Source organism: Marinovum algicola, from assembly GCF_900109145.1.
Lineage (GTDB): Bacteria > Pseudomonadota > Alphaproteobacteria > Rhodobacterales > Rhodobacteraceae > Marinovum > Marinovum algicola.
The window spans coordinates 216,384-234,321 of sequence record NZ_FNYY01000004.1; the positions used below are offsets into that span (position 1 = coordinate 216,384).

General features: G+C 67.0%; 16 protein-coding genes. 5 read left to right on the forward strand and 11 right to left on the reverse strand.

Features of this window, described 5'->3' with window-relative positions; genetic code table 11:
• Positions 1-5: 5 nt before the first annotated feature.
• Entirely contained in the window at positions 6-464 is a 459-nt protein-coding gene (locus tag BMW90_RS08230; RefSeq protein ID WP_139211267.1) for a hypothetical protein, read from the reverse strand.
• Complete coding sequence (locus tag BMW90_RS08235) at positions 461-1,597, reverse strand: citrate synthase (RefSeq protein ID WP_074836026.1); 1,137 nt, start codon at positions 1,595-1,597, stop codon at positions 461-463. The genes BMW90_RS08230 and BMW90_RS08235 overlap by 4 nt, the downstream gene beginning before the upstream one ends.
• Positions 1,598-1,629: 32 nt before the next feature.
• On the opposite strand from BMW90_RS08235, the gene BMW90_RS08240 reads away from it, so the two are divergent.
• Complete coding sequence (locus BMW90_RS08240) at positions 1,630-2,478, forward strand: phosphate acyltransferase (RefSeq protein ID WP_074836027.1); 849 nt, start codon at positions 1,630-1,632, stop codon at positions 2,476-2,478.
• 42 nt (positions 2,479-2,520) lie between these two features.
• Here the strand turns inward: BMW90_RS08240 and xsc are convergent, their stop codons facing one another.
• On the reverse strand, positions 2,521-4,290 hold the full coding sequence (xsc, locus tag BMW90_RS08245; protein WP_074836028.1) for a sulfoacetaldehyde acetyltransferase: 1,770 nt from the start codon (positions 4,288-4,290) through the stop codon (positions 2,521-2,523).
• A gap of 144 nt (positions 4,291-4,434) precedes the next feature.
• A complete protein-coding gene (locus tag BMW90_RS08250) occupies positions 4,435-5,592 on the reverse strand; it encodes a glycosyltransferase family 4 protein (protein WP_074836030.1) in 1,158 nt (385 codons plus the stop codon).
• 214 nt (positions 5,593-5,806) lie between these two features.
• On the opposite strand from BMW90_RS08250, the gene BMW90_RS08255 reads away from it, so the two are divergent.
• Together BMW90_RS08255 and BMW90_RS08260 are read left to right on the forward strand one after the other, a co-directional pair.
• On the forward strand, positions 5,807-7,228 hold the full coding sequence (locus BMW90_RS08255; protein ID WP_074836031.1) for a hypothetical protein: 1,422 nt from the start codon (positions 5,807-5,809) through the stop codon (positions 7,226-7,228).
• Between the two features lie 5 nt (positions 7,229-7,233).
• Positions 7,234-8,550 carry a glycosyltransferase family 4 protein gene (locus BMW90_RS08260; RefSeq protein ID WP_074836032.1) on the forward strand — a complete coding sequence of 439 codons (1,317 nt, stop codon included), beginning with the start codon at positions 7,234-7,236 and terminating at the stop codon, positions 8,548-8,550.
• On the opposite strand, the gene BMW90_RS08265 is transcribed toward BMW90_RS08260, so the two are convergent.
• A complete protein-coding gene (locus BMW90_RS08265) occupies positions 8,519-9,112 on the reverse strand; it encodes an exopolysaccharide biosynthesis protein (protein ID WP_074836034.1) in 594 nt (197 codons plus the stop codon). The two genes, BMW90_RS08260 and BMW90_RS08265, sit on opposite strands and share 32 nt — an antisense overlap.
• The gene (locus tag BMW90_RS08270) at positions 9,109-9,969 is read right to left on the reverse strand and encodes an SDR family oxidoreductase (RefSeq protein ID WP_074836035.1); all 861 of its coding nucleotides are present in this window, start codon (positions 9,967-9,969) and stop codon (positions 9,109-9,111) included. The genes BMW90_RS08265 and BMW90_RS08270 overlap by 4 nt, the downstream gene beginning before the upstream one ends.
• 134 nt (positions 9,970-10,103) lie before the next feature.
• On the opposite strand from BMW90_RS08270, the gene BMW90_RS08275 reads away from it, so the two are divergent.
• Entirely contained in the window at positions 10,104-10,586 is a 483-nt protein-coding gene (locus tag BMW90_RS08275) for a transglycosylase SLT domain-containing protein (protein ID WP_074836036.1), read from the forward strand.
• An 11-nt stretch (positions 10,587-10,597) separates the two neighbouring features.
• Here the strand turns inward: BMW90_RS08275 and BMW90_RS08280 are convergent, their stop codons facing one another.
• The 3 genes from BMW90_RS08280 to BMW90_RS08290 all read right to left on the reverse strand — a co-directional run bounded on the left by BMW90_RS08280 (position 10,598) and on the right by BMW90_RS08290 (position 14,071).
• Positions 10,598-11,014, reverse strand: coding sequence for a DUF1810 domain-containing protein (locus BMW90_RS08280; RefSeq protein ID WP_074836038.1), 417 nt, complete (start codon positions 11,012-11,014; stop codon positions 10,598-10,600).
• Positions 11,011-11,766 carry a class II aldolase and adducin N-terminal domain-containing protein gene (locus BMW90_RS08285; RefSeq protein WP_074836039.1) on the reverse strand — a complete coding sequence of 252 codons (756 nt, stop codon included), beginning with the start codon at positions 11,764-11,766 and terminating at the stop codon, positions 11,011-11,013. Before BMW90_RS08285 ends, BMW90_RS08280 begins: the two co-directional genes overlap by 4 nt.
• 142 nt (positions 11,767-11,908) lie before the next feature.
• Positions 11,909-14,071: an esterase-like activity of phytase family protein gene (locus BMW90_RS08290; RefSeq protein ID WP_074836041.1), complete on the reverse strand. Its 2,163-nt coding sequence runs from the start codon at positions 14,069-14,071 to the stop codon at positions 11,909-11,911.
• A gap of 147 nt (positions 14,072-14,218) precedes the next feature.
• Here BMW90_RS08290 and BMW90_RS08295 point away from each other — a divergent pair, with 147 nt between their 5' ends.
• A complete protein-coding gene (locus BMW90_RS08295; protein ID WP_048533321.1) occupies positions 14,219-15,136 on the forward strand; it encodes a DMT family transporter in 918 nt (305 codons plus the stop codon).
• 485 nt (positions 15,137-15,621) lie between these two features.
• Here BMW90_RS08295 and BMW90_RS08300 read toward each other — a convergent pair whose 3' ends face one another.
• Both BMW90_RS08300 and BMW90_RS08305 read right to left on the reverse strand, forming a co-directional pair.
• On the reverse strand, positions 15,622-16,830 hold the full coding sequence (locus BMW90_RS08300) for an aminopeptidase P family protein (RefSeq protein ID WP_074836043.1): 1,209 nt from the start codon (positions 16,828-16,830) through the stop codon (positions 15,622-15,624).
• Between the two features lie 137 nt (positions 16,831-16,967).
• Positions 16,968-17,882, reverse strand: coding sequence for a cation diffusion facilitator family transporter (locus BMW90_RS08305; RefSeq protein ID WP_074836044.1), 915 nt, complete (start codon positions 17,880-17,882; stop codon positions 16,968-16,970).
• Positions 17,883-17,938 lie beyond the last annotated feature (56 nt).

Below are 17,938 nucleotides of genomic sequence, written 5' to 3' on the forward strand. Positions count from 1 at the left end.
CCCCCTCAGAAGGTCAGAACCTCGTCGCCTCGCTCCGGCAGGGGCGGCTGGGCGGCACCGGCAAGATCCGGCGCCCGGCGCAGCCTGCGGGGTGCGAGATCGCCGTCAAAACCGACGATCCACATGGCATATTCGTCGGTCTCGTAATCCTGCACCGCCAGCCAGAGCCGCGCCTCTGTATCGATATGAAGCGCGATCGGCTCCCACTCCTCGATCGGCGGCCCGGCGACCCAGCCGAAGCGGTGCTTGCAGCCCGCGATCGCGGCACTGACCGCCTTGGGCAGCACCACCCGATCGAAGGCCCGCAGCCCCAGCCCGAGCATTGCGGCGGCGGCCGGCGGCGCCTCGGGCGCGTTGGAGCGCGGCAGGTCGGGGTCGGCGACGCTGACCGCCATGCCACGCCATCGGCCCAGCCATTCGCTGACGCGACTGTCGGGGCGGAGCGTGGGCGGCTTGCGGGTCAATCGCGGTCTCCCAGCGGCACATAGGCGCGCCGTTGCGGCCCGTTGTACAGGGTGAGCGGCCGGATCAGGATATTGCTCTGCTGCTGTTCGAGGCATTGCACGATCCATCCGGGCATCCGACCGATGGCAAAGATCGGCACGTAGAGATCCATCGGAATGCCATGCAATTGATAGACGACCCCAGAATAGAAATCCACGTTCACGTTCAGCCCGTGCCGGGCATAGGGCTGCATCGCCGTGACCACGGCCTGCAAGATCTCGTACCACTCCGGCGCGCCTTTTTCCTCGCCCAGCTTGCGCACGCCGTCGCGCATGTGGCGCGCGCGCGGGTCTTCGGCGCGATAGACCCGGTGGCCAAAGCCGGTAACCGGCTCCTTGGCGGCGCGCTTGGCCTTGACGTAGGCGGCGGCGTTCTCCGGCGTGCCGATCTCGCGCACCATCTTCATCACGTCCTCGGCGGCGCCGCCGTGCGCCGGCCCGGCCAGCGTGGCCAGGGCGGTGACGATGGCCCCGTGCAGATTGGCCTCGGTGCCGACGGTGACCCGGGCGGCGAAGGACGAGGCATTGGCGCCGTGCTCGGCGTGCAGGATGAAATCGACATCGGCCAGCCGTGCCGCCTCGGCCGAGGGTTTCTCGCCGGTCAGCATCCAGAGCCAGTTGGCGGCATGACCCAGCGCCGGATCGGGCGCCACCGGGTCGCGGCCGTTGCGGATGGCCTCATGCGCGGCAATGATCATCGGCACCTGGGCGGTGAGACGGATGCCGTTGCGCAGAAAGGCCTCCGCGCCGGTTTCGCGGCTGTCCGGCTCCAGCGCCGCCAGCGCCGAGACGGCGGTGCGCAACACATCCATCGGGTGGCCGTCGGCCGTGGCGCGAATGATCTCATGCACTGCCGCCGGCAGGTGCCGAGCGGCCCTGAGCGCGGCGTCGAAGGCGTCCAGCTCTGCGGCGCCGGGCAATTCGCCATGGATCAGCAGATAGCAGACCTCCTCGAAGGTGCTGTGCTCGGCCAGATCATGGATCGTGTAGCCCCGGTACAGCAGTTCGCCGGCCCGCCCGTCGATATGGCTGACGCCGGAGCGTTCAAAGTAGATGCCCTTGAGGCCCCGGTTGATCTTCACGTCGTCAGTCATCATGGTCTCCTGGAAATGCGGAAAGGCGGGGCATGGCAGTTCTTGAAAAGGCATATGAGGCCGTGCGCGGGCGCGGAGCCCGCGTGGTCTTCCCCGAGATCGACGAGCCACGCGTCGCCGAGGCCTGCGCGCGGCTGCGCCGGCAGGGCCTGGCCGAGCCGGTGGGCCTGGGCCCGGTGAGCGAGGCGCAGATCGCGGCACTGGCGGCCAACCGTGGCATGAAGGAAGGGATCGCCCGGCGGATGCTGACGCGGCCGCTGATCCGGGCGGCGGCGATGGTGGCGGCGGGCGAGGCGGATGCCATGGTCGCCGGCGCCGACAGCCCGACCGCCAAGGTGATCGAGGCGGCCGGGTTGGCCATCGGCCTGGCAGAGGGCGTGGCGCAGCCCTCGTCGTTCTTTGTCATGGTCTTTCCCGACGGGGGCGAGATCATCTTTGCCGATTGCGCGGTCACCGTCGCCCCGGATGCCAGGGGCCTGACCGCCATCGCCCTGGCGTCGGCAGCCTCCTGCGAGGCGCTGCTCGGCCCGGCGCGCGTCGCGCTCTTGTCGTATTCCACCGGCCGCAGCGGCAGCGGGCCCGGCGTCGAAATGGTGCGCGCGGCGGCCGAGGCCACCGGCTTTCTCGGGCCGGTCCAGGCGGATGCGGCACTCAATGCGCGGATCGCGGCAAAGAAGGGGGCGGGCGCGGGCGATGCCAATGTGCTGATCTTCCCTTCTCTGGACGCAGGCAACATCGCCTACAAGCTGGCGCAGGAACTGGCCGGCGCCCAGGCCATCGGCCCCTTCCTGCAAGGGTTCCGCCGCCCGGTCTGCGATCTCAGCCGCGGGGCGACGGTCGCGGATATCGTCGCCGCAACCGTGGTGACGTTGGCGCTTTAGCCGGGCCCTTTCCCCTTGGCGGATCAGGGCCCCGCCCCGCCGTTAAAGACGGCGCATGTCGGCCCGGTCGATCCCGGCCACCGCCACCGGTTTCTTCATCGCGTCGCGGCGGAAGGGCTCGCCCAACTCCTGATTGATCAGCGCCTCGATCAAGGTGGTCTTGCCGTTCTCCATCTGATCCTTGATCGCGGTGTTCAGCGCCTCGGTCAGTGCGTCCATCGTCTTGGTCTGAACGCCTTTGAGCCCGCAGGCCTGGGCGATGCCGGCATAGCTCACCCCGTCGTCAAGCTCGGTGCCGACGAAATTGTCCTCGTACCACAGCGTCGAATTGCGCTTTTCGGCGCCCCATTGGTAGTTGCGGAAGACGACCATGGTCACCGGCGGCCATTCCGCGCGGCCGATGGCGGTCAGTTCGGTCACCGCGATGCCAAAGGCGCCGTCGCCGGCAAAACCCACCACCGGCGTGTCGGGGCAGCCGATCTTGGCGCCGATGATCGCCGGAAGTCCGTAACCGCAAGGGCCAAAGAGGCCGGGCGCCAGGTATTTGCGGCCCTGCTCGAAGGTCGGATAGGCATTGCCGATGGCGCAGTTGTTGCCGATGTCGGACGAGATGATCGCCTCGCGCGGCAACGCATTCTGAATCGCGCGCCAGGCCATGCGCGGGCTCATCCAGTCCGGCTTGGCGTCGCGGGCGCGCTGGTTCCAGGTGGTGCCGGGGTCGTCGTCCTCATGGTCCATCGAGGCGAGCTGCTGCGCCCAGGCCGATTTTGTCTGGATGATCAGGTTTTCGCGGTCCTTGCGGCCGTCGTCGCCGGCGCTGTCATCCAGCCCCGCGAAGATGCCCTGCGCCACCTTCTTGGCATCGCCGACGATGCCGACCGAGACCTTCTTGGTCAGGCCGATGCGGTCGGGGTTGATATCAACCTGGATCACCTTGGCATCCTTGGGCCAATAGTCGATGCCATAGCCCGGCAAGGTCGAGAACGGGTTGAGCCGCGTGCCGAGGCAGAGCACCACATCGGCCTTGGAAATCAGCTCCATCCCGGCCTTGGAGCCGTTGTAGCCCAGCGGCCCGGCAAACAGCGGATGCGAGCCCGGGAAGGCGTCATTGTGCTGATAGCCGACGCAGACCGGCGCCGAAAGCCGTTCGGCCAGCTGCATGGAGTCGTCGATGGCATCCGCCAGGACGACGCCGGCGCCGTTCAGGATCACCGGGAATTTCGCCTCGGAGAGAAGCTTGGCCGCCTCGGCAATCGCGGTTTCGCCGCCCGAGGGCCGCTCGAAGGAGACCATCTCCGGCAGTTCGATGTCGATCACCTGGGTCCAGTAGTCGCGCGGCACGTTGATCTGCGCCGGAGCAGACGCGCGATGGGCGTTCAGGATCACCCGGTTCAGCACCTCGGCGATGCGCGACGGGTCGCGCACCTCTTCCTGATAGGCCACCATGTCCTCGAACAGCTTCATCTGCTCGACTTCCTGGAAACCACCCATCCCGATGGTCTTGTTGGCGGCCTGCGGCGTCACCAGCAAGAGCGGCGTGTGGTTCCAATAGGCGGTTTTCACGGCGGTGACGAAATTGGTGATGCCGGGCCCGTTCTGGGCGATCATCATGCTCATCTTGCCGCAGGCGCGGGTGTAGCCGTCGGCCATCATCCCGCCCGAGCCTTCGTGGGCGCAATCCCAGAACTGGATGCCGGCCTTGGGAAACAGGTCCGAAATCGGCATGAAAGCCGAGCCGATGATGCCGAATGCATGTTCGATCCCGTGGCGTTGAAGCACTTTCACGAAGGCTTCTTCGGTGGTCATTTTCATCGGTCGGCATCTCCTGAAGAATCTGTGGAACGGACGGCGCCCATTGTGTGGCCGCAGGCTAAAGCTTTGACCGCGCCCGCGATAGCGCCAGTGAATTCCAGCGGATAGGTCCAGTTTCGGTAAATCAAAGCGCTCTGGGCGCTCTTAGCGGTGCCGCGCGCGCAGATGAGCGTCGACCGACCGACCCCAGGCATCCCAGTTGAGCCGCTCTTCGTATTCCCGCCGGGACGACCGGCGCAGCGCCTCGTACTTCTGCGGCGCCGCCAGATAGGCCTCGACCCGGGCCGCAAAGCCTTCGGCGCCGGTGCCCAGCGGCAGGGCATGGCCATTGACGCCTTCGCGCACCGGCACGCCGCCAATGCGCAGGCAGAGCGCCGGCAGCCCATAAGCCGAGGCCTCGCAGAAGGCAAAGCCGAAGCTCTCGAAAGAGGGTTGAAACAGGAAATGCGCCCGGCGCATCACCGCCGCGAAACGCGCCATGTCTTCGGGGCGGGATTTGTCCAGCACGCCATGCGCGGTGATGTACTCCGCGCCGGCCGCCTCTGGCGGCGTGACGCCGATCACATCAAGCACCGCGTCCACCCCCCGCGCGCGCAGCAGCTCAACGGTCTCGAGCACCAGCGGCCCGCCCTTGGCGTGCCAGTCGCGACCGATCAGCGCAAAGCGCAGCCGTGTGCCACGGCTGAGCGCCGGCGGGACATCGACCGCGCCAGGATCGGCCACATTGGCGCCCCAGGGCAGGATGACAGATTGCTCGGGAGCCAGCTCGTAAAGCACATCCGCACCCGATTTCAGCCATTCCGTCGGCCAGAGCAGCAGGTCCATCGCCCGGAACACCCGCCGCTCGGCGCCCAGGATCATCGGATCGAACATCCGCGAGAGGCTGAGGTAGGAACCGAAGGATTGCCCCACCTCGGAGCGCTTGTAGGTGGTTGGCGTGGCGTCCGAGGAATAGATCGAGAACACCCCCGGCGGCACCCGCAGCCCGGCCAGCGCGTGAAAGGCATAGGCGCAGAACAGCACGTCATAGCGGCCCCGGGTCAGCTGTTTCTGAAGCTCCGGCGCGATCAGCCGCGACAGCCCCAGCCGGGCGCGCCACAGCGCGCGAATGGTCACCGGTTCGGGCAGCGCGCAGATCAGCCGACGCAACGGATCGATCCGGCCCCAGCCGGGATCGAGCACCGAGACATCGCCGACATGGGTCTGCAAGGCAGAGAAAATGCGCGCATTGCCGCCGGAATAGGTCAGCGGATCCTGCGGAGAAAGATCGCAGAGATAGGCTATCTTGCGGCGGTCGGGCAATGGAGTCTTGTATGAATTAGGGACAATCGCGCATACGCTGGCCAAGCGCCGGGCCGAGTGCAAGCGAAAAATCTGCCCTGCGCCATTTCGGCGCGTATGGCGCCGGGCAAACGCCCCCTTTCCCAAACCGGCCGCCGGCGGCTAGACTGCGACCGGCCCAAAACCTGCCGCATTCCTGTTCTAGTGTTCCGCTGTTGCAACCAAAGACGCGCTGATGCCCAATATCCTGGCCAATCTGATGCTGGCTGTCTGGCCAGTGGTGACGGTGATCCTGTTTCGCCGCCTGTCCCTGCCGCAGGCGCTGGTGATCTGTCTGGTCAGCGGTTTCCTGATCCTGCCGCCGCCACCGGCCGCCTTCGATTTTCCGCTGCTGCCGCCGCTCGACAAGCATTCTATCCCGGCGTTGACCGCGCTGATGATGGCCATTGCCACCTACGGCCTGCGCAAATCGGTGCTGCCCGACACGCTTCTCGGCAAGGCGCTGATGCTGATCTTCATCTTTTCACCCATCGCCACGGTGATCACCAATACCGAGCCGGTGCGCTGGGGCGACGTGCTGCATCTGCCCGGGCTTCTGGTGACCGACGCGATCGCCCTGACGCTGACCCAGATCCTGATCTTCATTCCCTTCGTGCTGGCCCGTCAGTATCTGGTCGAAGCCGCCTCGCAGCGCATGGTGCTGGTGGTGCTGATGTGGGCCGGCTTTGCCTACAGCTTCCCGGCGCTGCTCGAAACCCGGCTCTCGCCGCAGCTCAACATCTGGATCTACGGCTATTTCCAGCATGATTTCGCCCAGACCATGCGCTTTGGCGGCTGGCGGCCGACGGTGTTCCTGTATCACGGCATCTGGCTGGCCTTTTTCGGGATGATGGCCCTGACCGCTGCGGCGGCGCTGTTCAAGTTCGAAAAGAAGCGCAAGCTGATGTATGCCGGGCTGACGCTCTGGTTGGGGGCGAGCCTGGTGCTGTACAAATCGCTCGGCGCCATGCTCTTTGCCGCGGCGCTGATCCCGGTGGTTCTGCTTTTCGGCGTGCGGGCGCAGCTCAAGGTGGCGGCGCTGGTGGCGCTGCTGGCGATCGGCTATCCGATGCTCAAGGCGGTCGACATGATCCCCAGCGAACGGCTACTCGCCGCCGCCGCCAGCATCGAGACCGAGCGCGCCAATTCGCTCAAGTTCCGCTTCGACAACGAGGATATGCTGCTGGAGCGCGCCTATGAAAAGCCGGTCTTCGGCTGGGGCAGCTGGGGTCGGAACATGATCTACAACGACATCACCGGCGCGATCGAGACGATCACCGATGGCCGCTGGATCATCGTCATGGGCAAATACGGCTGGCTCGGCTTTCTGGCGGAATTCGGCTTGCTGGTGCTGCCGATCTTCCTGCTCTGGCGCGAGATGCTGGCGCGCAAACCCGACGAAATCTCGCCCTTTGTCGGCCCGCTGACGCTGATGCTGGCAGCCAATGCCGCCGAGCTTGTGCCCAATGCCACGCTGACGCCGCTGACCTGGCTGCTGTCCGGCGCGCTGATGGGCTATGCCGAAACCCTGCGCCGCGAAAGACTGCGGCTTCGGGAAGACGCGCCCAAGGGGCGCAATTCGCGGTTCGCGCTGAAATGGCGCCCGGTGATGGAGTAGATGGTATGACAAGACGCCGCGTTCTGGCGATTGCGGAGGCCGCCAATCCCGATTGGGTCTCGGTGCCGCTGGTGGGCTGGTCGCTGGCGCATGCGCTGCGCGAGGTGGCCGATGTCCACTTGGTCACCCATGCCCGCAACCGCGCGGCGATTCTCGATGCCGGCTATGTCGAAGGCCGCGAGGTGACCTTTATCGACAGCGACAGGCTGGCCCGCCCGCTGTGGCAGCTGGGCGAGGCGCTGCGCATGGGCCAGGGCAAGGGCTGGACGACGATCCAGGCGCTCAACGCGCTGGCCTATCCGCATTTCGAACGGCTGGTCTGGCGCGCCTTCGGGGCCGAGATCAAGGCCGGCGCCTATGACATCGTGCACCGCATCACGCCGCTCAGCCCGACCATCGCCAGCCCCGTCGCGGCGCGTTGCGCGCGCGCCGGCGTGCCTTTCGTGCTTGGCCCGCTCAATGGCGGCGTGCCCTGGCCCGAGGGGTTCAACAGCGAACGCCTGCGCGAACGCGAGTTGCTGAGCTATCTGCGGTCGGCCTATCGCTACCTGCCCGGCCGCGCCCGCACCCTGCGCCACGCGGCGGCGATCCTGACCGGATCGCGCCACACCCAGTCCGAGATCCCGGCCCGCTACCAGGACAAAGTGATCTATCTGCCCGAGAACGCCGTCGATCCGGCGAAATTCTCGCGCCTGTCGCGGCCGGGGCCGAAGCCGTTGCGCGCCTGTTTCATCGGCCGCATGGTGCCGTACAAGGGGCCCGACATGCTGCTCGCCGCCGCCGCGCCGCTGCTGCAATCAGGGGCCATGACCCTCGAGATGATCGGCGATGGCCCGATGATGAACGAGCTGCGCGCCCAGGTCGCCGAAGAAGGCACCGACGCGGCCGTCACCTTTCACGGCTGGCTGCCCCACGGCGAGGTCGAAAGCGTCGCCGGGCGCTGTCATATGCTCACCTTCCCCTCGATCCGCGAATTCGGCGGCGGCGTGGTTCTCGAGGCGATGGCGCTGGGGCTGGTGCCGCTGATCGTCGACTACGCCGGCCCGGGCGAGCTTGTCACCGCCGGCACCGGGCTCAAGATCCCGATCGGGCCGCGGGCCGCGATCATCAAGGGCCTGCGCACCGCACTCAAGGACGTGGTGGCCAATCCGGGCCAGCTCGGACCGATGGCCGAGGCCGGCCGCGCCCGGGTGTTCGACCATTTCACCTGGCACGCCAAGGCCCGGCAGGTGGCGGATGTCTATGAGTGGACGCTCACCCCCGCCGCCACCCGGCCCGATCCGCTGGCGCTCAGGCCGGCACCTGCCCGGCGAACCAGCTGACCAGCAGCGCCATGGCGGCCAGCGTGGCATAGCCCGCCACCAGCCAGAGGCCATCGCGCACCATCAGCCCGAAGGCCAGCAGCGACACCGCCATAGCGCCCACCGAGGTGACCATCGGCAACAGCTCGAGCAGCGGCCAGGTCAGCGCGATCAACAGGATCAGCAGCTTGGTCACCAGCGCCATCGGCGGCGCCGTCATCGGCCGCAGCCGGCTTTGGCTGCGCGCGTCGACCCATGCCGCCATCGGCCTGAGCCAGGCAATCGCGCGGGCCAGCCTGGCGCCGGTCACCGCCCGCCGCAACACGAAACCGGGCAGCCAGAGATGCCGCCGCCCGGTCAGCCATTGCGCCGAGATCAGCACGACAATCAGCGCCCCGATGGTGGGCGTCCCCGGAATGCCCGAGAGCGGCGTGACCAGCAGCACCGACACCACCAGGACCAGCGGCGCGAAAGAGCGCTCGCCGATTTCCTGCAACAGCTCCGCAACCGTGACCTTGTCGGCGCAATCCGCCTCGGGTTCGATGGCGCTCAGCACCTCGCCGAGGCTGCGCGGCGGCGTCACTTTCCGCGATCCCGGTCAAGCAGCGCGCGCAGACCGCTGCGGTAATCGGGGTATTTCAGCGTCACCCCCAGTTCGCGTTTGATCCGGTCGTTTCTCACCCGCTTGCTTTCCGCATAAAAACTGCGCGCCATCGGCGTCATCTCGGCGCTGTCAAACGGCACCGCCTCGGGAATGGGCACGTCCAGAAGCTCGGCGGCATAGGCGATCACGTCCTGCGGCGGCGCCGGATCGTCATCGCAGAGGTTGTAGATCGCGCCCGGGTCGGGCCGGGCGATCGAGGCCCTGAGCACCTGGGCGATATCCTCGACATGGATGCGGCTGAACACCTGCCCCGGCTTGATGATCCGCCGCGCGCTGCCCTGCCGCACCTTGGCAAAGGGGCCGCGCCCCGGCCCGTAGATGCCCGCCAGCCGAAAGATATGCAGCGGCAGGCCGGGGATCGCCTGCCAGGCCGCCTCGGCCTGCTGGCGCCAGACGCCGCGCCGGGTCGAGGGGGCCAGCGGCGTGTCCTCGTCCACCCAGCCGCCACCGTGATCGCCATACACCCCGGTGGTCGAGAGATAGCCCACCCAGGCGAATTGCCTGGCGCGCGCGGCAATCTCCTGGCCCAGCGCGGCCAGCACCGGATCGCCCGCCGCATCCGGCCCGGCCGAGATCAGCAGGTGGTCGGCGGCCTCCAGCGCAGGGCGCAGGTCGTCGCCGGGAAAAAGCCGAGGTTCGATGCTCTCGGCTTCGAGCTGCGGCCGCTTGTCGGGGCTGCGAGTGGTGCCGATGACGCGCCACCCCTCGGCCAGAAGCAGAGGGGAAAGGGCGCGGGCGCTGTAGCCATGGCCAAAAGACAAAAGCGTGTGTGTCATGCGCGCAACCTGTCCGCAGCGGCGCCCGAAGGCAAGCGTTTCGGCGGCGGTCCGCGCAGCTTTCCGGCGGGAGGATGCAACCTTGCCCCGGCCTCGCTAGGCTCGCGCCATCTGCCACTGACCGAGTCGTCCGGATGCCCCACCTCTCCCGCCGCGCGCTGCTTCTCGGCGCGTTTGCCAGCCTCGCCGCCTGTGGCCGCCAACGCGCGCCCGAACCCGCGCCGCCCGCCGCCTTCAACCCGCCGCTCCATCCCAACGAGACGCCCGAGCTGCGCCGGAAGATCAACAGATGGGCCGATCACTACGAGATCCCCCGCACGCTGTTGCACAAGCTGGCGATCCGCGAGAGCACGCACCGGCCCTGGGCGCGCAACGGGCCCTATTGGGGCCTGCTGCAAATCCTGCCGCAGACCGCGCGCACCATGGGATTTCGCGGCAAACCCGCCGACCTGCTCGATGCCGATACCAACCTGCAATATGCCGGCAAATACCTGCGCGGTGCCTGGCTCCTGTCAAACGGCAGCGAGACGACGGCGATCAAATGGTACGCGCGCGGCTATTATTACGAGGCCAAGCGGCGCGGCATGCTGGTGGAAACCGGGCTGCGGCCGGGCTGACCGGCCCCCGGCTAGGCCGCGCCGATCTCTGCCAGCGTCAGGGGGCAGCGGTCGCCGCCGTAAAAGTTATCGATCAGCCGGGCATGCACGTCACTGCCATGGTCCGCACGTTCGAACAGCGTGGCGCAGGAGCACAGCTTGAGGGCGTCGATCCCGCCCAGGATCTCTTCTGCCGCGCGCCCGCGATGGGCCAGCACCGCGGCGCCCGCCTCGCGCAGCCGCGGGCCAAGCACGGCATGCGCCGCATAGGCCCGCGCCTCGGCCAGATCGGCGAGACCGTAACGCTGCGCCTTGGCCGAACGGCCGAGCGAGGCCAGTTGCGGAAAGATGAACCACATCCAGTGGCTCCGCTTGCGCCCGGCCTGCAACTCGCCCAGCACCTGCTCCCAGACGCCATCCTGCGCGGCGATGAAGCGCGACAGGCTCATGCCGCGTAATCCGAACCCTCGCCATCGAGGATCGCCTTCAGCTCGGCGAAATGCCGAATGTCCTGCTCGGGATAGGTCTCGACCTCGCGCGCCACCTTGTCCGCCACCGCGTCGGAGAGCACCCGCAGCTCCCGGCCGGTCTGCAAGGCGCGGATATAGGTCTCGGCGGCGCGCTCGAAGTAATACAGCCGGTTGAAGGTATCGGCGACGGTCGCGCCGATCACCAGCACACCATGGTTGCCCATGATCATCACCTTCTGCTTCGGATCGGTAAAGAGCCGGGCGCAACGCTCCCCCTCGTCCTCGAAGGCCAGCCCGCCATACCCTTCGTCGATCACGTAGCGACCAAAGAAGGTGGCGCAGTTCTGGTCGATCGGCAGCAGCCGGCTGTCGGCCAGGCTGGCCAGGACGGTGGCAAAGATCGAATGCACATGCATGACGCAGCGCGCCTGCGGACAGTGCCGGTGCAGCCAGCCATGCAGCCCCCAGGCGGTCGGGTCCGGCGCATCCGGCCCTTCCTGCGCCGTGGGGTCGTCCAGATCGACCTCGATCATGTCGCTGGCCCGGATGCGGGCGAAATGCATCTGGTTCGGGTTCATCAGGAACCGCGTGCCCTGGTCATCGACCGCGAGGCTGAAGTGATTGGCCACGGCCTCATGCATGTTGAGCCGGGCGGTCCAGCGAAAGGCGGCGGCCAGATCGACGCGCTCCTGCCAATGCTGCATGTTGGGGCGAATTTCGGTGACGGACATCTCGGGCCTCCTTCTGTCTGGCGCCACAGTGCCAGCCTTCGACCGCCGCGCCAAGCCCGGCCGGAGATCGGGAGCCCAGCCCCCAAATGCAAACGGGAGAGCCTGGGCTCTCCCGCTGCAGGTGTCGCACGTCAGCCGCGACCTACATCGCGCCGCCGATCGAAAAGAACATGGTCTCTCCGGAATGATCGTCGACCCCGTCGTTGTCGGTCGAGACGAAGATCTCGCCGTCTTCGGTGATCGCCAGGCCCTCGACCTTGTCGAGCACATAGCCGCCTGTCGATTTCAGATCGGGGATCAGGTCGTGCACCTCCTGTTTGGCCACCACGGGCAGCGGGCCGCCCAACGGCGCCGGCTGCATCTCGGACAGGGCGATGCGATAGATCTTCTTGGTCACCGCGCGGTCGTCGTGCTGGTTGTCGCGTTCCACCACATAGACATGATCACCGAAAGCGGTGATTTCCGACAGCCCGACCCAGCCGGTCTCGGGCGCGGCCTTCTCATAGAGCACGGCGCCCCAATCCCCGGTCTCGGTATTGTAGGCCACCAGTTTCACGTGATTCTCGGGGTCGTCCTTCCATTCGCGTTGCACCGCCATCCACAGGGTGTCGCCGACACGGGTCACACCTTCGAAGCCGAAGCGCCGCTCCACCGCCATCAGCTCTGCCGGCAGGCCGATTTCCCGGTCGATCTCGCCCCTGGCGGTCACGTGATAAAGCGCATGCGGGATGAGCCGGTCGCTGCGCCCTTCGGAAGCCAGCCAGAAGCCGCCTTCTCCGTCCAGCGTGATGCCTTCGAGGTCGAGTTTCTGCGCCACGCGCCCGGCACGGGTGACCTGCATCGCGGCGGTGATCCGCGCCGGGGTCTGGCCGGCGTCGATGGTGTAGATCGTCGGCTGGTAGCCATAGAAGCTGTCGTTGACCGCATGGATCGTCTTGCCCTCGCCGGCGACCATGCCGGAGATCGCGCCCCAGCCGGTCAGCGTCGCCATGCCTTCGGAAGTGAGATGCGGATATTGCGCCGCACCCTCCTGGTATTCGAAGAGCATGACATGCGCGCGGGCGCCGCCATCTTCGATCAGGTCGGATTCATTGGCCGAGACCAGCAGGTTGCGCTCGGGAATGACGACGTATCCTTCCGGGCCGACCCCCGAGGGCAGCAGCTGTTTCAGCACCGGAGCGGCCGGGTCGGTCACGTCATAGACGCCGACCACCGAGGCACGCTCGGCGCCGACAAAGACAAAAGGCGTCTCGCCAAATCGGCCGAAGGTCACCGATTCCGGCTCCACGCCTTTGCTGTCGGAGCGCTTGTCGGGGTAATGGCCGATCTGGATGATCGCCTGTTCGAAGCTGGTGCCGCTTTCATGAACGACGGTGCCATCCTTGTGAAAGATCGTCCAGCCGCGCGCGCCGCCCTGATAATCGCCTTCGTTGGCGGTGGCAAAGTGGTCCTCGTCGATCCAGGCCACCGCGTCGGGCTCGCGCTTGCGGGCCTTCTGGCTTTCGCTAAAGATCAGCGCGCCGCGTTCGTCGGTGGCGTCGATGCCGTCGAGATCCACCGTGCCGGCCGAGAAATGCGACAGGATTTCACCCTCTTTCGACACCACGACCATGTGGTTGTTTTCCTGAAGGGTCACCACGATCTCGCCCTTGGCATTGATCGAGACATATTCCGGCTCGGGGTCCTCGCCGGCAACTTCGGCCAGGCCGGTCAGATCGACAAACCGCATCGAGCCGCAATCGAGGCGCCCCTCGGTGACATTGACCAGGGCCAGCGTGCCGGCGGGCATCTGCGGGAGCCTGCCGCCATCAAGGTCTTCGTCGCGCTCGTTCTCGATGGCGACCGCAACAAACGAGCCGTCCTGCGCCTTGGCGAGGCTGTCGGGCTGACCGCCGAGATCGCAGGTGGCGATCTCGGTGCCGCTGACGGTGTCGATCGCCGCGATCCGGCCCGACGGGGCGGTGTAGCTCTCCGAGGTGTTCACGCCGACAAAGGCGGTGGTGCCGATCACCGCCACCGAAGTCGGTTCGCCGCCGACCGCGATATTGCCCTTGGGCTGCGGATTGGCAGGTTCGGTGATGTCGATCAGGCCGATCACCTCGAGCGGGCTGTCGGTATAGACCAGCGTCATGCCGTCGGCGGTGACATCGATGATCTCCGGCGAGCTTTCGCGGCTGGTGTCTTCCCCCGCAGCCATGTTGGCGATGACCGGAAAGGATGCAACGCGGTTGAAATTCATCTCGGCCATGGCCGACCCGGCGCTCAGCGCGAGGACGGAAGTCAGACAGATGCTGCGAAAGCCCATGAAACGTCTCCTGGTAGGACAATGTCGCAAATCTCCTGCGCCGGCGATGTAACGCTGGAATGACGGAGCAAAGACGCCTTGGTGACAAAACTCCGCCCGGAGGCCGTGGCCATTGACCTTCGACGAAGACGAGGGCTAACTGCCGCCATGTTCATCAGTCGCGGTATCGCGCTCAAAATTTCCGCTCTTGCCGTGTTCACGATCATGGCCGTTCTCATCAAGGCAACCTCGGACGCGGTGCCGCCCGGCGAAGCCGTCTTCTTTCGCTCGGCCTTTTCCATCCCGGTGATCCTGATCTGGCTGGTCGCGCGCGGCGAGCTGCGCACCGGATTGCGCACCGCCAATGTCATGGGCCATGTCTGGCGCGGGGTGATCGGCGTGTCGTCGATGGGGCTGGGCTTTGCCGCGCTGGGCCTGTTGCCGCTGCCCGAGGTGACCGCCATCGGCTTTGCCGCGCCGCTGATGACGGTGATCCTTGCGGCGCTTCTGCTGGGCGAAAAGGTGCGGCTGTTCCGGTTGAGCGCGGTGGCGATCGGGCTGATCGGGGTGATGATCATCCTCTGGCCGCGGCTGAGCCTTGACGGCACCGCCGACAGGCTGGCCACCATCGGCGCCATCGTGGCGCTGATCTCGGCCGGGCTGCGGGCGTTGGCCCAGGTGCATATCCGCCGGCTGGTGCAATCCGAGGATGCGGCGGCGGTGGTGTTCTACTTCATGCTCACCGCCACCGGCTTTTCGCTTTTCACCCTGCCCTTCGGCTGGACCGTGCCGAATGCCACCGAGACAGCGATGCTGGTCGCCGCCGGGGTGATCGGCGGGATCGGGCAGATCCTGGTGACCTCGGCCTATCGCTTTGCGCCGGCCTCGGTGCTGGCGCCCTTCGATTACAGCCAGATGCTGTTCGCGGTGGCGGCGGGCTATCTGCTGTTCGCCGAGATCCCGACCGCGGCGACGATCTGGGGCTCGCTGGTGGTGATCGCCGCCGGGGTTCTGATCATCTGGCGCGAACGCCAGCTGGGCCTCGAGCGCGGCAAGGCACGTTCGAAAATGGGCCATATGGGCTGATTGCCGGCACGTTCGGGGTGCGGGTCCTGAAAGGTGCATGTCGCCCTTTGACCCGACATTCGAACCGTCCCGGGCCTGACCCGGGACCTTACGGCCAGCGGAGAGGCCCCGGCGCGGGGGCCGGGCCGCGGGGCGGCTGATGTGAACCTGTGACCCCTTGGCCCGACACCCGAACCGTCCTCGTCCCGGGCCCGACCCGGGACCTCGCGGCCAACGGAGAGCCCCCGGCGCGGGGGCCGGGGCGCGGAGCGGCGGATGTGAACATGTCACCCATTGGCCCGACACCCGAACCGTCCCCGCCCCGGGCCCGACCCGGGACCTCGCGGCCAACGGAGAGCCCCCGGCGCGGGGGCCGGGGCGTGGAGAGGCGGATGTGAACCTGTCGTCCATTGGTCCGACACCCGAACCGTCCCCGTCCCGGGCGCGACCCTGGACCTCGCGGCCAACGGGGAGGCCCCGGCGCGGGGGCCGGGGCGCGGGGCGACCTAACCCACCACGTTGAATTCCGGCCCATAGGGGTAGCCGGTGATGTTCTCGTTCCCGTCCTCGGTGATCACCAGGATGTCATGCTCTCGGTAGCCCCCAGCCCCGGGCTGGCCTTCGGCAATCGTCAGCATCGGCTCCATCGAGATCACCATCCCCGGCTCCAGCACCGTGTCGATATCCTCGCGCAGCTCCAGCCCCGCCTCGCGGCCGTAGTAATGGCTCAGCACGCCGAAGGAATGACCGTAGCCGAAGGTCCGGTATTGCAGCAGGTCGCGCTCCTCGAAATACCGGTTGATCGCCTCGGTCACCTCGGAACAGCGCGCCCCCGGCCGGAGCAGCGAGATCCCCAGCTCATGCGCGCCGATATTGGCCTGCCAGAGCGCCAGCGAAGCGGCATCGACCTCCTGCACGAACAGCGTCCGTTCCAGCGCGGTGTAATAACCCGAGATCATCGGAAAGGTGTTCAGCGACAGAATATCACCACGCTGCAAGGCCCGCGCGGTCACCGGGTTGTGCGCCCCGTCGGTGTTGAGCTCCGACTGGAACCAGACCCAGGTGTCGCGATATTCCGCCTCTGGAAAGCGCCGGGCGATCTCCAGTTCCATCGCATCGCGCCCGGCCATGGCGACCTCGATCTCACGCGCGCCGGGCCTGATCGCCTCGCGGATCGCATAGCCGCCGACATCGGCCACCGCCGCCCCGGCGCGGATCAGCGCGATCTCGGCCGGGCTTTTCATCATCCGCTGCCGCATCGTCGTGTCAAAGAGATCGACCATCTGCGCCGGCCGCAGGAAGCTCTCGAGCTTGCCCATCTGCCAGAGCGTCAGGTGGTCGCTCTCATAGCCCAGCGCACGCCCCGGACCGGTGACCGAAAGGATCGCCCGCCAGTAATTGTCGCGCTGCCAGTCGGTATAGGTGATGTTGTCGCCATGACACCGGCGCCAGGGCTGGCCGGCGTCGATGCCGGCGCTGATCGTGACGCTGGTTTCCGGCGTGACCACCAGAGCGTAAGGCCGGCCAAAGGCGCAATAGGTGAACCCGCTGTAATAGCTGACATTGTGCATCGAGGTCAGCACCGCCGCCTCGCAGCCGAGATCGGCCATGCGGGCGCGCAGCCCCGCCAGCCGGGCCTCGTATTCCGCCTCGGAGAATTGCAGCGGGGCCTTCTGGCCGTTGTGAAACCGATAGAAATCAGGACGTGCCGTCATGGCGACCCTCCTCGTCAAGGAAAGCTCCCGGCGTTCAGGAATTTGGGGAAAGGCCCTGAGGGGCGACGCCATCGCCCGGCCCGCGGCCAGATTGGCGATCCGGCGTCAAAAGGCAAGCGTTTTGCGGCGCCGCGGCCTCAGCCGTGGCCGTAAAGACGGGCATCGCGGCCGCAGCGCGCCTCATGTTCGAATTCCAGGCTGGAATGGGTGATGTCGAAACGCGCCGCCAGCCGCGCCTTGATCTCGGACTTGATCGCCTCCAGCCGGCCCCAACCGGCTGCGGTCAGCACCACATGGCAATCGAGCGCCGCCGCATCCTCCTGCATCTGCCAGAGATGGACATGGTGCACATCCTCGACGCCGTCGGTGGCCTGAAGCGCCGCGATCACCTCGGCGGCGTCGATCTCGGGCGGGCTGCCCAGCATCAGGGTGCGGATCGGGCCGCCGATCTCGGTCAGGGCGAGGTAGAGGATATAAAGCGCGATGCCGATGGTGATCGCCGGATCGACCCAGCGCAGATCATAGAGCAGGATCAGCGTGCCGCCGACAATCACCGCCACCGAAGCCAGGGCATCGGACAGGTTGTGCAGGAACAGCGCGCGGATGTTGACGCTGTGTTTCTGCATGCTCCAGGTCAGCCCGGCGGTCAGCGCATCGACCAGCAGCGCCAGACCGCCCAGGATCACCACGGTCCAGCCCGCCACCGCCGGCGGATCGATCAGCCGCAGCCCGCCCTCGTAGATCAGGTAGGCCCCGACAAGGATCAGCGTGGTATAATTGATCAGCGCCGCCACCACCTCGATCCGGCCATAGCCAAAGGTCATCCGCGCATCGGCCGGCCGCCGGGCGATCTTGCGCGCGGCAAAGGCGATCACCAGCGCGGCCATGTCCGACAGGTTGTGCAATGCATCGGCGATCAGCGCGAGGCTGCCGGAAAGGAGCCCGCCGAGGATCTGCGCCAGGGTCAGCGCCGCATTGGCCCAGATCGCAATCGCCACCCGCCGGTCGCCGGAGCCGGGGTCGAGATGGGCATGGCCATGATCATGCGGCATGGGTGGCGTCCTTTCGCGGGGGTCGGGTTCCCAGAAACCTATGGCCACCGCTGGAA

What these genes read in the sequence shown, in the direction of transcription:
- BMW90_RS08300 (WP_074836043.1), bottom strand. Translation starts at nt 16,830, where the DNA reads ATGACGGCACGTCCTGATTTCTATCGGTTTCACAACGGCCAGAAGGCC.
- BMW90_RS08275 (WP_074836036.1), top strand. Translation starts at nt 10,104, where the DNA reads ATGCCCCACCTCTCCCGCCGCGCGCTGCTTCTCGGCGCGTTTGCCAGC.
- BMW90_RS08285 (WP_074836039.1), bottom strand. Translation starts at nt 11,766, where the DNA reads ATGTCCGTCACCGAAATTCGCCCCAACATGCAGCATTGGCAGGAGCGC.
- BMW90_RS08290 (WP_074836041.1), bottom strand. Translation starts at nt 14,071, where the DNA reads ATGGGCTTTCGCAGCATCTGTCTGACTTCCGTCCTCGCGCTGAGCGCC.
- BMW90_RS08255 (WP_074836031.1), top strand. Translation starts at nt 5,807, where the DNA reads ATGCCCAATATCCTGGCCAATCTGATGCTGGCTGTCTGGCCAGTGGTG.
- xsc (WP_074836028.1), bottom strand. Translation starts at nt 4,290, where the DNA reads ATGAAAATGACCACCGAAGAAGCCTTCGTGAAAGTGCTTCAACGCCAC.
- BMW90_RS08305 (WP_074836044.1), bottom strand. Translation starts at nt 17,882, where the DNA reads ATGCCGCATGATCATGGCCATGCCCATCTCGACCCCGGCTCCGGCGAC.
- BMW90_RS08295 (WP_048533321.1), top strand. Translation starts at nt 14,219, where the DNA reads ATGTTCATCAGTCGCGGTATCGCGCTCAAAATTTCCGCTCTTGCCGTG.
- BMW90_RS08260 (WP_074836032.1), top strand. Translation starts at nt 7,234, where the DNA reads ATGACAAGACGCCGCGTTCTGGCGATTGCGGAGGCCGCCAATCCCGAT.
- BMW90_RS08240 (WP_074836027.1), top strand. Translation starts at nt 1,630, where the DNA reads ATGGCAGTTCTTGAAAAGGCATATGAGGCCGTGCGCGGGCGCGGAGCC.
- BMW90_RS08270 (WP_074836035.1), bottom strand. Translation starts at nt 9,969, where the DNA reads ATGACACACACGCTTTTGTCTTTTGGCCATGGCTACAGCGCCCGCGCC.
- BMW90_RS08280 (WP_074836038.1), bottom strand. Translation starts at nt 11,014, where the DNA reads ATGAGCCTGTCGCGCTTCATCGCCGCGCAGGATGGCGTCTGGGAGCAG.
- BMW90_RS08235 (WP_074836026.1), bottom strand. Translation starts at nt 1,597, where the DNA reads ATGACTGACGACGTGAAGATCAACCGGGGCCTCAAGGGCATCTACTTT.